This is a genomic window from Wenxinia saemankumensis (genome assembly GCF_900141735.1).
GTDB classification, from domain to species: Bacteria; Pseudomonadota; Alphaproteobacteria; order Rhodobacterales; family Rhodobacteraceae; genus Wenxinia; species Wenxinia saemankumensis.
Genome location: NZ_FQYO01000003.1, coordinates 176451 through 190027, shown reverse-complemented (window position 1 = coordinate 190027; position 13577 = coordinate 176451). Strand labels below are relative to the sequence as shown.

General features: G+C 70.8%; 15 protein-coding genes. All 15 read left to right on the top strand.

Annotated features, from left to right (window positions below; translation table 11 throughout):
- Positions 1–108: 108 nt before the first annotated feature.
- The 15 genes from BUE30_RS08405 (at position 109) to BUE30_RS08335 (ending at position 13576) form a co-directional block, all read left to right on the top strand.
- On the top strand, positions 109–438 hold the full coding sequence (locus tag BUE30_RS08405; RefSeq protein WP_073328460.1) for a hypothetical protein: 330 nt from the start codon (positions 109–111) through the stop codon (positions 436–438).
- A 164-nt stretch (positions 439–602) separates the two neighbouring features.
- Positions 603–1169 (top strand): NifU family protein, encoded by a 567-nt coding sequence (locus BUE30_RS08400; protein ID WP_073328455.1) that lies wholly within the window; start codon positions 603–605, stop codon positions 1167–1169.
- Positions 1166–1744: a tRNA (adenosine(37)-N6)-threonylcarbamoyltransferase complex dimerization subunit type 1 TsaB gene (tsaB, locus tag BUE30_RS08395; RefSeq protein WP_073328451.1), complete on the top strand. Its 579-nt coding sequence runs from the start codon at positions 1166–1168 to the stop codon at positions 1742–1744. Before BUE30_RS08400 ends, tsaB begins: the two co-directional genes overlap by 4 nt.
- Positions 1741–2160 carry a GNAT family N-acetyltransferase gene (locus BUE30_RS08390; protein ID WP_073328448.1) on the top strand — a complete coding sequence of 140 codons (420 nt, stop codon included), beginning with the start codon at positions 1741–1743 and terminating at the stop codon, positions 2158–2160. The genes tsaB and BUE30_RS08390 overlap by 4 nt, the downstream gene beginning before the upstream one ends.
- Positions 2161–2344: 184 nt before the next feature.
- Entirely contained in the window at positions 2345–3340 is a 996-nt protein-coding gene (locus tag BUE30_RS08385; protein ID WP_073328443.1) for a BMP family lipoprotein, read from the top strand.
- Between the two features lie 79 nt (positions 3341–3419).
- A complete protein-coding gene (locus tag BUE30_RS08380) occupies positions 3420–3776 on the top strand; it encodes a beta/alpha barrel domain-containing protein (RefSeq protein WP_073328438.1) in 357 nt (118 codons plus the stop codon).
- A complete protein-coding gene (locus BUE30_RS08375) occupies positions 3773–4279 on the top strand; it encodes a hypothetical protein (protein WP_073328433.1) in 507 nt (168 codons plus the stop codon). The genes BUE30_RS08380 and BUE30_RS08375 overlap by 4 nt, the downstream gene beginning before the upstream one ends.
- Positions 4280–4292: 13 nt before the next feature.
- Positions 4293–5891: an ABC transporter ATP-binding protein gene (locus BUE30_RS08370; RefSeq protein ID WP_083601274.1), complete on the top strand. Its 1599-nt coding sequence runs from the start codon at positions 4293–4295 to the stop codon at positions 5889–5891.
- Positions 5892–5894: 3 nt separating this feature from the next.
- A complete protein-coding gene (locus BUE30_RS08365; RefSeq protein WP_073328430.1) occupies positions 5895–7025 on the top strand; it encodes an ABC transporter permease in 1131 nt (376 codons plus the stop codon).
- Between the two features lie 9 nt (positions 7026–7034).
- The gene (locus BUE30_RS08360; protein ID WP_073328425.1) at positions 7035–8015 is read left to right on the top strand and encodes an ABC transporter permease; all 981 of its coding nucleotides are present in this window, start codon (positions 7035–7037) and stop codon (positions 8013–8015) included.
- 76 nt (positions 8016–8091) lie between these two features.
- Entirely contained in the window at positions 8092–8946 is an 855-nt protein-coding gene (locus BUE30_RS08355) for an SDR family oxidoreductase (RefSeq protein WP_073328420.1), read from the top strand.
- 75 nt (positions 8947–9021) lie between these two features.
- Positions 9022–9843 (top strand): purine-nucleoside phosphorylase, encoded by an 822-nt coding sequence (locus BUE30_RS08350; protein ID WP_073328416.1) that lies wholly within the window; start codon positions 9022–9024, stop codon positions 9841–9843.
- Positions 9844–10192: 349 nt separating this feature from the next.
- Positions 10193–11110 (top strand): sulfite exporter TauE/SafE family protein, encoded by a 918-nt coding sequence (locus BUE30_RS08345; RefSeq protein WP_073328411.1) that lies wholly within the window; start codon positions 10193–10195, stop codon positions 11108–11110.
- The gene (locus BUE30_RS08340) at positions 11107–11880 is read left to right on the top strand and encodes a TIGR02186 family protein (protein WP_073328406.1); all 774 of its coding nucleotides are present in this window, start codon (positions 11107–11109) and stop codon (positions 11878–11880) included. Before BUE30_RS08345 ends, BUE30_RS08340 begins: the two co-directional genes overlap by 4 nt.
- A 160-nt stretch (positions 11881–12040) precedes the next feature.
- Positions 12041–13576, top strand: a complete 1536-nt coding sequence (locus BUE30_RS08335) for an ATP-dependent DNA helicase (protein ID WP_073328402.1) — start codon at positions 12041–12043, stop codon at positions 13574–13576.
- The last annotated feature ends 1 nt before the right edge of the window (position 13577 follow it).

Below are 13577 nucleotides of genomic sequence, written 5' to 3'. Positions count from 1 at the left end.
TGTCCCTGCACCAGCGCACAGACGGGATGCGGTTCGGCATGTCGTTCTCGCAGCGCCGCACACCTAGCTGGGGGTCACAGGTCAACGACAAGACGAAAGGACCTCCCCATGAAAAACCTCCTCACCGCCTCCGCCGTCGCGCTCGTCGCCAGCTTCGGCGCGGTTTCCGCCGCCTCGGCCAATAGCGGCTTCGTTCCCTCCGACCGGCAGGCCACCGGCGCGCCGACCTTCAACGTGAATGTCGGCACGGTCCTGGCCGATGCCGCCGGCACCGTGTCCGTCTACGATACCAATGGCGAGCTGCTGGGCACCACGCCGGTGAAGGCCGGGCTGAACACCGATGTCCGCGTGCATTTCGTCCGGCCCGCGCTGACGGATGTCGTCGCGGTGCTCGACATCGACGGCACGCGGCTCGACGACCTGCGCCTCGGCCTCTGAGCCCGGACGGTCGGGGCCCGGCGCCCCGATCCGGCGCCCCAATCCGGCAACGGACGGGTCGGCTCTTGTTGGGCCGGCCCGTTCTGCTTTAGAATGGTTCCAGCTTGAAGGGTCGCGCGCCGCGGCCCATATCGGCGTCTCCCGCGACCGAAAGGCCCCGCCCCATGTTCATCCAGACCGAATCGACCCCGAATCCCGCGACGCTCAAGTTCCTGCCCGGGCAGGAGGTGCTGTCCGCCGGCACCGCCGACTTCCCCGCCGCCGAGAGCGCGTCGCCCTCTCCGCTGGCGCAGCGGATCTTCGGCGTGAAGGGTGTGACGGGCGTGTTCTTCGGCACCGACTTCGTGACGGTGACCAAGGAGGAGGGTGCCGACTGGGACGCGGTGAAGCCGCAGGTCCTCGGCGCGATCATGGAGCATTACCAGTCGGGCGAGCCGGTGATGGCCGGGGCCGAGGCCGCCGCCCGGTCGGGCCATGCCGAGCATGACGGCGAGGACGGCGAGATCGTCTCGCAGATCAAGGAACTGCTCGACACGCGCGTCCGCCCCGCGGTCGCGCAGGACGGCGGCGACATCACCTTCCACGGCTTCGAGCGCGGGGTGGTCTACCTGCACATGCAGGGGGCCTGCGCCGGCTGCCCGTCCTCGACCCTGACGCTCAAGATGGGGATCGAGAACCTGCTGCGGCACTACATCCCCGAGGTGACCGAGGTCCGGCCCGTCGCGGCCTGATGCCCGGGCCGACCCTTCTCGCCTTCGACACGTCGGCCGCGCATTGCGCGGCCGCGTTGCTGTCGGACGGGCGGATCCGCGACGCGCGGGTCGAGGAGATGGCCCGCGGCCAGGCCGAGCGGCTGATGGACCTCTGCCGGGAGGTGCTGGACGCGGCCGGTCTGGACTGGCAGGCGCTGGACGGGATCGGCGTGGGCGTGGGGCCCGGCAATTTCACCGGCATCCGCATCTCGGTCGCAGCCGCGCGCGGGCTGGCGCTGGGCCTCGGCGTGCCGGCGATCGGTGTCTCGCGGCTGGAGGCGCAGGCGCTGGACGCCCCCCGCCCCTGCCGTGCCGCGATCGAGGCCCCGCGCGGCGCGGCCTACGTGCAGGATTTCCCCGGCGGCGCCCCGTCGCTGGTGCCGGCGCGCCCCGAGGGCGCCCTGCCGCCGCTGGACGCGCGCGAGGAGATCGCGCGCATCGCCCGGATCGCCGCCGACCGGCTCGGCACCGACCAGCCGCGCCCCGCGCCGGTCTATGTCCGCGCGGCCGACGCCGCCCCCGCCTCGGACCCGCCGCCGGTCCTGCTGCCGTGACGCCCGAGGCGCTGGCCCTGACCCACGCCGCCGCCTTTGCCGGGGAGCGGGGCTGGAGCGCGGCGGAATTCGCGGACCTGCTGGCGGCCCGGGGCGCGATCCTGTCGGGCGACGCGGCGGCCTTCGTCCTCGGCCGGGCGATGCTGGACGAGGCCGAGATCCTGACCGTCGCCACCCGGCCCGAGCGGCGCCGCGCCGGCCTCGCCCGGGCCGCGCTCGCCGCGTTCGAAGCCGCGGCGGCCGCGCGCGGCGCAGCGCGGATCTTCCTCGAGGTGGCCGAGGACAACGGCCCGGCCCGCGCGCTCTATGCGGGGGCGGGCTATGCGCGCATCGGGCGCCGCAGGGCCTATTATGCCCGCCCCGGGGCCCCGTCGGTCGACGCGCTGGTGCTGGAGAAGCGGCTGCCTCGATCGTGATCGCCCGAAGCTGACCGGCTGGTCAAAAATCGCGCGAACGCTACGAAATTGCGGTTGACCTGCCCCATCGCCTGCCCCCTTGATTGACAAGTCCGCGCCCACGGGGCGTGACTAAGGGCCACGAGGACGAACCCGGACGGACAAGGCTCCGGGATCCGATCCAGGGAACCAACGGGAGAGACCCATGACCTTCATGAAAACGCTGCTCGGCGCGACCGCGACGCTGGCGATGACCGCCGGCGCGGCGCTCGCCGACCCGGCCGTGATCTTCGATCTGGGCGGCAAGTTCGACAAGTCGTTCAACGAATCCTCGTTCACCGGCGCCCAGCGCTGGGCCGAAGAGACCGGCGGCACCTTCGCCGAGGTCGAGCTGCAATCCGACGCCCAGCGCGAGCAGGCGATCCGCCGCTTCGCCGAGGCCGGCTACAACCCGGTCATCATGGCCGGCTTCTCGAACCAGACCGCGCTCGAGACCGCCGCGCCGGACTACCCGGACACGACCTTCGTCATCATCGACGCCGTGGTCGACCAGCCGAACGTGCGCTCGGTCGTGTTCGACGAGCACGAGGGCTCCTACCTGGTCGGCGTGATGGCCGCGATGGCGTCCGAGACCGGCACCGTCGGCTTCATCGGCGGCATGGACATCCCGCTGATCCGCAAGTTCGGCTGCGGCTACGCGCAGGGCGTGATGGACACCAACCCCGACGCGACCGTCGTCGCCAACATGACCGGCACCACCCCGGCCGCCTGGAACGATCCGGTCCGCGGCTCGGAGCTGACGCAGGCGCAGATCAGCCAGGGCGCCGACGTGGTCTTCGCCGCGGCCGGCGGCACCGGCGTGGGCGTGCTGCAGACCGCCGCCGACGAGGAGATCCTCTCCATCGGCGTCGACAGCAACCAGAACTACCTGCATCCGGGCCTCGTCCTGACCTCGATGCTCAAGCGCGTGGACAACGCCGTCTACGACGCGATGATGGCCGGCCCCGAGGTCGAGACCGGCGTCAACGTGATGGGCGTGGCCAATGGCGGCGTCGGCGTCGCGATCGACGAGAACAACGAGAGCCTCGTCACCGACGAGATGATGGCCGCCGTCGAGGAGGCGATCGCCGGCATCGAGGACGGCTCGATCGAGGTCCACGACTACATGTCCGACGAGTCCTGCCCCGCCATCAGCTTCTGATCGCGGCACGAGACAGCGGAAGGGCCGCGCGGGCGACCGCCGCGGCCCTTTCCGCACCACGGACCGGAGGGCAGGATCCATGGCCGACACGATCGAGACCTTCTTCGCCGCCTGGGGCGAGACCGACCCGGATGCCCGGCTCGAGGCGATCGCCGGCACGCTCGCCACCGGCTTCGTCTATTGCGACCCCCGGACGGGCGGACGGATCACGACCGAGGACGAGCTGCTGGACTACATCGCCGCCTATACCGAACAGGCCCCCGGCTGGTGGGCGAAGGTGGAGCGTGTGGACACGCATCACGGCTACCACCGGGTGCTCGTGGGCTTCGGCGAGGGGGATGAGACGCGCATGCGCGGCACCTATTTCGCCGAACTCGACGAGCTGGGCCGGATCGAGCTTCTTGCGGGGTTCCGCGGCGACGGGGCGGCCGAATGACCGCGCCGGCACGACTGCGGCTCGCGGCGGCGGGGACGGCGCTGCTCGCCCTGGCCGCCTGCATGCAGGAGCCCTGGCCACTGAGCGCGTGGTACCGCGCCGGCATCGCGCCGGGCGTCCTCGATCGCGCGCAGACGGCCTGCGAGGTCGAGGCCGCGCAGCAGGTCCCGGTCAGCACGCAGATCCGCACCATGCCGAGCTACACCACGCCGACCCGCACCGACTGCACCAGCGACGACGCGGGCAACACCACCTGCGTCACCACCGGGGGCGAAACGCGCGGCGGAGACGTCGTCAGCTACGACGCCAATACGGAGCTCAGGCAGCGGGTGATCGCGCAATGCATGGGCGCGCAGGGCTATTCCAGGATCAGCCTGCCCCGCTGCACCGACGACCAGCTTGCCGGGCGCAGCATCGGCTACCAGCAGATCCCCGACCTGTCCCCCGGGGCCTGCGCGGCCCGCGCGGTCGGGGGCGGCACCATCTTCGTCAATCCCCAGTGACAGGCAGCCCCTCGTGACAGCGCCCGCCATCGAACTCAAAGGCATCTCCAAGGCCTTCGGCCCGGTCCAGGCCAACAAGGACATCTCGATCCGGGTGATGCCCGGCACGATCCACGGCATCATCGGCGAGAACGGCGCCGGCAAGTCGACGCTGATGTCGATCCTCTACGGCTTCTACAAGGCCGATGCCGGCGAGATCTGGATCAACGGCCAGCGGACCGAGATCCCCGACAGCCAGGCCGCCATTGGCGCCGGGATCGGCATGGTCTTCCAGCACTTCAAGCTGGTCGAGAACTTCACCGTGCTCGAGAACATCGTGCTGGGGGCCGAGGACAGCGCGCTCCTGATGCCGTCGCTGTCGCGCGCGCGGCGCGAACTCAAGGCGCTGGCCGAGGAATACGAGCTGAGCGTCGATCCCGACGCACGGATCGAGGATATCGGCGTCGGGATGCAGCAACGGGTCGAGATCCTCAAGGCGCTCTACCGCGGGGCCGACATCCTGATCCTGGACGAGCCGACGGGCGTGCTGACCCCGGCCGAGGCGGACCACCTGTTCCGCATCCTCGAGGGGCTGAAGCGCGAGGGCAAGACGATCATCCTCATCACGCACAAGCTGCGCGAGATCATGGAGATCACCGACACGGTCAGCGTCATGCGCCGCGGCGAGATGACCGCCACGGTGAAGACGTCCGAGACCGATCCCGCCGAGCTGGCGGAGCTGATGGTGGGCCGCAAGGTGCTGCTGCGCGTCGACAAGGCGCCCGCCACCCCCGGCGCGACGATCCTGCAGGTGCGCGACCTGCACGTGACCGACGACAAGGGCGTGGAACGGATCAAGGGCATCTCCTTCGACATCCGGGCGGGCGAGATCCTCGGCATCGCCGGCGTGGCCGGGAACGGCCAGTCGGAGCTGCTCGAGGTGCTGGGCGGCTACGAGGTCGCGCGCGGAGAGGTGCTGATGAACGGCGAGCCGATCGACCTGTCCGGGTCGAAGTCGGACGGCCGGTCCCGCCGCCGCCGGGGCATCGCCCACGTGCCCGAGGACCGCCAGCGCGAGGGCCTGATCATGGACTTCGCCGCGTGGGAGAACGTGGCCTTCGGCTATCACGACGATCCGGGCTACCAGAGCAACGCCCTGCTGATGGACAATTCCGCGATCCGCGCGGACACGGCGCGGAAGATGGAGCGTTTCGACGTGCGCCCGCCGAACCCGGCGCTCGCGGCCAAGAACTTCTCGGGCGGCAACCAGCAGAAGATCGTGGTGGCGCGCGAGATCGAGCGGAATCCGGACCTGCTGCTCGTCGGCCAGCCGACGCGGGGCGTCGATATCGGCGCGATCGAGTTCATCCACCAGCAGATCGTCGCGCTGCGCGACCAGGGCAAGGCGATCCTGCTGGTCAGCGTCGAGCTGGACGAGATCATGTCCCTGTCCGACCGGATCGCGGTCATGTTCGACGGACGGATCATGGGCGAGCGCCTGCCCTCCGAGACCGACGCCAAGGAGCTGGGCCTGCTGATGGCCGGAATCACGGATACGGGGCGCGCCCACGGTGTCGGGGAGGTCGAGGAGAACCTCGCCCACGCTGGCGGCGACGCCGCGAAGGAGGTCTGATCCATGCAGAAGATGCCCGCCTGGGCCGAGGTCGTCCTCGTTCCCCTGATCTCGCTCATTCTCGCCGCGCTCATCTCGGCCATCGTGATCCTCGCCATCGGCGAGAATCCCTGGACCGCGCTGAAGCTGATGGTCGACGGGGCACTCGGCAGCACCTACGGCTGGGGCTACACGCTCTACTACGCGACCAACTTCGTCTTCACCGGCCTGGCCGTCGCGGTGGCCTACCACGCCCGTCTGTTCAACATCGGGGGCGAGGGGCAGGCCGCGCTCGGCGGGCTCGGCGTGGCGCTGGTCTGCCTCTACATTCCCTGGCCGCACTGGTCGCTGGCGCTGATCGGCGCGACGGCCGGCGCGGCGATCGCGGGGGCGGCCTGGGCGGCGATCCCGGCCTTCCTGCAGGCCAAGCGCGGCAGCCACATCGTCATCACGACGATCATGTTCAACTTCATCGCCGCGGCGTTCCTCAACTACCTCCTCGTCGGCCCGCTCAAGCCGACGGGTTCGATGGATCCCGCCACGGCCGGTTTCCCGCAGACGACCTTCCTGCCGACCTTCCAGGACATGTTCAGCTTCGGCGAGACCGTGCTGTTCCGCGGCACGCCGGCCAACGTCACCTTCTTCGTCGCCGTGGCGGCCTGCGTGCTGGTCTGGCTCATCATCTGGCGCACGCGCCTCGGCTACGAGATCCGCGCCTTCGGCCATTCGCAGCCGGCGGCGCGCTATGCCGGGATCGGGCCGACCTGGATCATCATGATCACGATGCTGATGTCGGGCGGCCTGGCCGGACTGATGGCGATCAACAACGTCATGGGCGAGGCGGAGCGGCTGATCCTGAACTCGGTCGAGGGCGCGGGCTTCATCGGCATCGCGGTGGCGCTGATGGGGCGCTCGCACCCGTTCGGGGTGCTGCTGGCGGCGATCCTCTTCGGCTTCCTCTACCAGGGCGGGGCGGAGCTGGCCTTCTGGACGACGATCCCGCGGGAGCTGATCGTCGTGATCCAGGCGCTCGTGATCCTGTTCACCGGGGCGCTCGACAACATGGTGCGGATGCCGCTGGAGGCGATCTTCGGGCGCCTCTCGCGCCCGCCGAAGCCGGACCGCCGGTCGGCCCAATCCGAACCGTCGGCGTAAGGGGACGACATGGACTATCTCGCGATCCTGCAGATCCTCGATTCGACGATCCGCCTGGCGACCCCGCTGCTGCTGGCCTGCCTCGCCGGGCTCTATTCCGAGCGGGCGGGCATCTTCGACATCGGGCTGGAGGGGAAGATGCTGGCGGCAGCGTTCTTCTCGGCCGCCGTGGCCTATACCAGCGGCAATGCCTGGGTGGGCATGATGGCGGGGATCGGCGCGTCGCTGGTCCTGTCGGCGGTGCACGGCATCGCCTCGATCACCTTCCGCGGCAACCAGCTGATCTCGGGCGTGGCGATCAACTTCCTCGCCGCGGGCCTGACGGTCGTGGTCAGCCAGAGCTGGTTCGCGCAGGGCGGGCGCACGCCCCAGCTGTCGGGCGACGGGCGGTTCAATCCCATCGTCTGGCCCGGCGCGGTGGAGCGCACGCGCGACATCATGCAGGCCGATCCGGGCCAGCAGCTCTATTCCGAACTGATCTCGGGCCATACCTCGCTGGTCTACATCGCGCTGCTGATCGTGCCGCTGACCTGGTGGGTGCTGTTCCGCACCCGCTTCGGTCTGCGCCTGCGCGCGGTGGGCGAGAACCCTGCCGCCGTGGACACGGCGGGCGTGTCGGTCGTGGGGCTGCGCTTCGCCGCCGTCGCGATCGCCGGCGTGCTCTGCGGCATCGCGGGGGCGTATCTGGCGACCGCGCTGCAGGCCGGCTTCACCAAGGACATGACGGCCGGGCGGGGCTACATCGCGCTGGCCGCGCTCATCTTCGCCAAGTGGCGGCCCTGGTACGCGCTGGGGGCCACGATGCTGTTCGGCTTCCTCCAGGCGGTGGCGCTGCGGCCCGACATGATCGAGGGGACGCTCGGCTGGGACGTGCAGATCCAGCTGCTCGACGCCCTGCCCTACATCCTCACGGTCATCATCCTCGCCGGCTTCGTCGGCAAGGCGATCCCGCCCCGGGCGGGCGGCGAGCCCTACGTCAAGGAGCGGTAACGCCGGCCTGATAGCGGAACCCGCCCTCCCGGGGGCGGGTTCACCGCTGGAGATTCACAGCCAGCGGAGCAGACCCATGGCCGAGCCAGAGAAGATCCCCGCCCAGCATCAGGACAGCATGCCGGCGGACGAGTACAAGATGGACCCCGCGCCCGACTACACGCCCCGCCATCCCGGCGTCGGCAAGCTGAAGGGCAAGGTCGCCTTCATCTCCGGCGGCGACAGCGGGATCGGCCGCGCGGTGGCCGCCCTCTTCGCCCGGGAGGGGGCGAATGTCGCCATCGCCTACCTGGAAGAGGACGAGGACGCCGCGAGGACGAAGGAGATCGTCGAGCGGGAAGGCGGCGAGGCGCTGCTGATCCGGGGCGACCTGGCGGTGAAGTCCCACGCGGAGGATGCGGTCAGGCAGACCGTCGAAACCTTCGGCCGGCTCGACATCCTCATCAACAACTGCGCCCAGCAATGGGTGGACGAGGATATCGAGACCCTGTCCGAAGAGCGGCTGCGCCGCACGATGGACAGCAACGTGATGGCCTACTTCTTCTGCACGCAGGCCGCGCTGCCGCATCTGAAGGAGGGTGCCTCGATCATCAACACGACCTCGGTCAACGCCTTCAAGGGCAACGACTCGCTCATCGCCTATTCGACGACGCGCGGCGCGTCGCTGGCGCTGGCGCGCTCGCTCGCCTCGAACCTGTCGGATCGGGGGATCCGGGTGAACGCGGTCGCGCCCGGCCCGGTCTGGACGCCGTTCATCCCCGGCTCGATGCCGGCCGAGCAGGTCGAGGGCTTCGGCTCGGGCACGAAGTTCGGCCGCCCGGCCCAGCCCTGGGAGGTCGCGACCTCCTACCTGTTCCTCGCCTCGTCCGACGGCAGCTTCTTCACCGGGCAGACGCTGCACCCCAATGGCGGGACGATCGTCAACGCCTGACGCCGCGCGGACTGGACGGCGGGGGTCCCGGGTGGCAGACCGTCCGGGACCCCCTTTCCTGTCCGAGGCCCCCTCATGAGCGATATCGACAGTCTCGCCGCCCGCATCCGCGAGGAGGCCGGCGCGGCCCCCGTGGAGATCGCGATGATCCTCGGCTCCGGCCTCGGCCATATCGCCGGCAGCGTCGAGGGCACGACCATTCCCTACGACCGGCTGGACGGGTTCCCCCATGCGGGCGTGTCGGGCCACAACCCGGTGCTCGCGATCGGCGACCTCGAAGGGGTGCGCGTCGCCGTTCTCGGCGGGCGGGCGCATTACTACGAGAACGGCGACAGCACGGTGATGCGCCGCCCGCTCGAGGTGATGAAGGCGCTGGGGGCCGGGACGCTGTTCGTCACGAACGCGGCGGGGTCGCTCGATGCGGACATGCCGACCGGCTCGATCATGGCGCTGAGCGACCACATCAACTTCTCGGGCCTGAACCCGCTGATCGGCGAGCCGACGGATGCGCGCTTCGTCCCCATGACCAACGCCTACGACAACGAGCTGCGCGCCGCCCTGCGCGCGGCGGCGGACGAGACCGGGACCGGCCTGCGCGAGGGGGTCTACGCCTGGTATTCCGGCCCCTCCTTCGAGACGCCGGCCGAGATCCGCGCGATCCGCACCCTCGGCGCGGACGCGGTCGGCATGTCGACCGTGCCGGAGGCGATCCTCGCCCGGTTCCTGGGGATGAAGGTCGCCGGCATCTCGGCCATCACCAACATGGCGGCCGGGATGAGCGACGAGAACATCGGCCACGAGCACACCAAGGCGATGGCCCCGATCGGCGCGAAGAAGCTGGAGACGGTGCTGCGCGCCTTCCTGCGCGCGCGGGCCGCGGCGCGCCGAGGCGCCTGACGGCGGCCCACGGGCCAGACTTGGGCAGGGCACGGGCGGGGCGGGGATCGCGCGGGCGGGCGCCGTTCCGGCGCCCCCGGCCTGCGGCCGCCGGAGGCCGGGGGCTCTGCCCCCGGACCCCCGCGGTATTTGGACCCCTGCGAAGCGGGGGCCGCGAGGACGTGACCGGGCCGCCGCGGCGCGGGTGGATGGCGGGCGGGCCGTGGTCCGGGCAGCAGGCGGGATGCGGGCAGGATGGGGGGCGGGCCGACCGACGAGGCGGGCGCCCCGCCGCCCGGCGGCCCGCGCGGGCGGTCTGGTTTTCGGCCCCGAACAGTGATTTGACGGAAAGGGTCCACAAGGGCCGACAATGCAACTCTACCTCCCCATCGCCGAGGTTTCGGTCAATGCCTTCCTGCTTCTCGGGCTGGGCGGGCTGGTCGGGCTGCTGTCGGGCATGTTCGGCGTCGGCGGCGGTTTCCTGATCACGCCGCTGCTCTTCTTCATCGGCATCCCGCCCGCGGTCGCGGTGGCGACCAGCGCGAACCAGATCGTCGCCTCGTCCGTCTCGGGCGTGCTGGCGCATCTCAAGCGGCGGACGGTCGACATCCCGATGGGGCTGGTGCTGCTGGCGGGGGGGCTGATCGGCTCCACCCTGGGGATCTGGGTGTTCAACCTGTTCCGCTCGATGGGCCAGGTCGACCTCATCGTGAAGCTGTCCTACGTGCTGTTCCTCGGCACGGTGGGCGGGCTGATGTTCGTCGAGAGCCTGCGCGCGATCCTGCGCAGCCGCCGGGCGGGGCCGCGGCCGCAGCGGGTCCGGCACAACCGCCTGCACGCGCTGCCGCTGAAGGTGAAGTTCCGGGCCTCGGGGCTCTACATCTCGGTCTTTCCGCCGCTGGCGGTGGGGATGCTGGTCGGGGTGATGGGCGCGGTCATGGGGGTCGGCGGCGGCTTCCTGATGGTGCCCGCGATGATCTACCTGCTGCAGATGCCGACCAAGGTCGTGATCGGCACCTCGCTGTTCCAGATCCTGTTCCTGTCCGCCTACACGACGATGATGCACGCGATCACCAACCAGACGGTGGACCTCGTGCTCGCGCTGATCCTGATCCTCGGCGGCGTGATCGGCGCGCAGGTCGGCACGACGATCGGGGCGCGGATGAAGGCCGAGAACCTGCGGGTCATGCTGGCGCTGATCGTGCTGGCCGTCTGCTTCCAGCTGGCGCTGTCGCTGGTCTGGACGCCGTCCGAGCTCTACTCCATCGACCCGGTGGAGGCGACATGAGGCGGCTCGTCCTGGCGCTGCTGCTGGCGCTGCCGCTGCCGCTGGCCGCGCAGGACACGGAGGGCCGCCTCGGCGAGGAGATCGTGCTCGGCCTCTCGGCCGACGAGGTGGCGATCACCGTGACGTTCGACGGATCGGACCTGCTGGTCTTCGGCGCGATCCGGCGCAGCGCCCCCCCGCCCGCCACCCCGGCGGAGATCGTGCTCGTCGTGTCCGGTCCGCTGGTGCCGGTGACGGTGCGCCGGGCCGAGCGTGTCGCCGGGATCTGGATGAACACCGACGCCGCGCATGTCGACCTCGCCCCGTCCTTCTACGCCGTCTCGACCAGCGGCCCGCTGCCCGAGGTGCTCTCGGCGGTGGAGAACCAGCGCCATTCCGTCACCGTGCCGCGGGCGATCCGCTCGGTCGGCAACCGGATCGAGGGGGCCGACACCTTCGTCGAGGCCCTGATCCGCATCCGCGAGGCGGAGGGGCTGTACCGGATCGAGGAGGGGGCGGTGGATTTCGAGGAGGAGACGCTGTTCAGCGCCTCGGTCGGGCTGCCCGCGAACCTGACCGAGGGCAATTACGACATCCGCATCTACCTGACCCGGGACCGCCGCGTGGTCGACTGGTACGAGGCGACGATCGGCGTGCAGCGGGTCGGGATCGAACGCTGGCTCTACAACCTGTCGATCCAGGCCCCCCCGCTCTACGGTCTGCTCGCCCTCGCGATCGCCGCCCTGGCGGGCTGGACCGCCTCGGCCGCCGCGCGCTACCTGCGTCGCTGACCGGCGGGCGCGGTCGCGGGCCCTGCGGGGCGGTGTGGACGGATAGCCGCCTCCGCGGGACGGCGCCCCCCGCTCCCTCCCCCCGGGGGGGGCCGAAAGGGGCCGAAGGCGCGCCGGCCGGCCCTTTCCCCTGCAGGGGGGGAAGGATAGGGTCCGCCGCATGTCCGACGCCCCCGCGCTCACCTTCTCCGACGACCAGGCCGAGGCGTGGGACCGGCTGGCCGAGCTTCTGCGCTCCTCGGGGATCGAGCTCGACGACGGGCTGCTCCAGCCGCCGCCCTCGGACGCGGACAAGGTGCTGGCCGTCATCGGCAAGGCGGGGTCGGGCAAGACGCTGCTGCTGGCCGAGCTGACCCGCGCGCTCAAGGAGGCCGGGGTGCAGATCGTCGGCGGCGACTGGGAGGGGCGCCGCAAGAAGGACGCGCGCACGCTGTCCATCCTCGCCCCGACCAACAAGGCGGCGAGCGTGCTGCGGGGTCGCGGCGTGCCGGCGACGACGATCCACCGCATCCTCTACACCCCCGTCTACGATCCCCAGTTCGAGAAGGTCGCCGAATGGCTGGCCGGATCGGCCGACCGGCCGGAGGTCGAGGGGCTGAGCGAGGAGGCGCTGGACCGGGCCTTTGCGTCCTACCAGACCCACGGATCTGTCCCCGCGGCGCTGGCCGCGGCGGGGCTGAAGGGGTCGGACTTCATCACCGGCTGGAAACGGCGGGAGGATCCGCTCGACATCGGCTTCGTCGACGAATCCTCGATGCTGGACCAGCGCGCGCTGGACGACCTGAAGGAGATCTTTCCCACGCTCGTCCTGTTCGGCGATCCGGCCCAGCTGCCGCCCGTGCAGGCGGGGGGCGACGGCATGGTCTTCGAGACCCTGCCCGAGAACCGCCGCCTGACGCTGACGCGGATCCACCGTCAGGCGGACGACAACCCGATCCTCGACCTCGCGCATGCGCTGGCAGATCCGGATGTCGACTTCTACCGCTTCGAGAAGCTGGTGGAGGAGGCCGCGTCCCGCGATCCGCGCGTCGTGATGGCGGGGCGGGTGGAGGCGGACCTGATGGCCCGCTCGCCCGTGCTCGTCTGGCGCAACGCGACGCGGATCCGCCTGATCCACGCCTTCCGCCGCGCCTACGACGCGCCGGAGGCGGCGCTGCTGCCGGGCGAGCCGCTGATCTGCGACGGGATCGAGCTGCCGCTCAAGCATCGCAAGCGCCGGATCGAGCTGGAGGCGCGCGGCCTCATCAAGGGCGCGCAGGCGATCTATCTCGGCCCCGGCAAGCGCGGGGGGTTCTCGCGCCTGCACCTGATGGGCGCGCCCGAGCCGCAGATCTCGGTCGCGTCGATCGTCAAGATCGAGCAGGAGGGCGAGGAGGAGCCGTTCATCCCCTTCGCCGCGCATATGGGCGCGGTCTTCCTGCACGGGGCGGCCGTCACCATCCACAAGGCGCAGGGCAGCCAGTGGGACACGGTGCAGGTCTTTGCCCCCGATATCGAGATCGCCGCCCGGATGGGCCGCGTCGAGGCGGGCCAGCCGCTGTGGAAGCGCCTCGCCTATGTCGCCATCACCCGGGCCGAGCGCGAACTGCGCTGGGTGGTCCGCAACCGTCTCGGCCGCCCGGAGGAGGCGCTCGGCGTCGCCGACCTCGGCGCCCAGCCCGGCGCGCTGTCGCTTGCCTCAGAGGACGAGGGCTGAC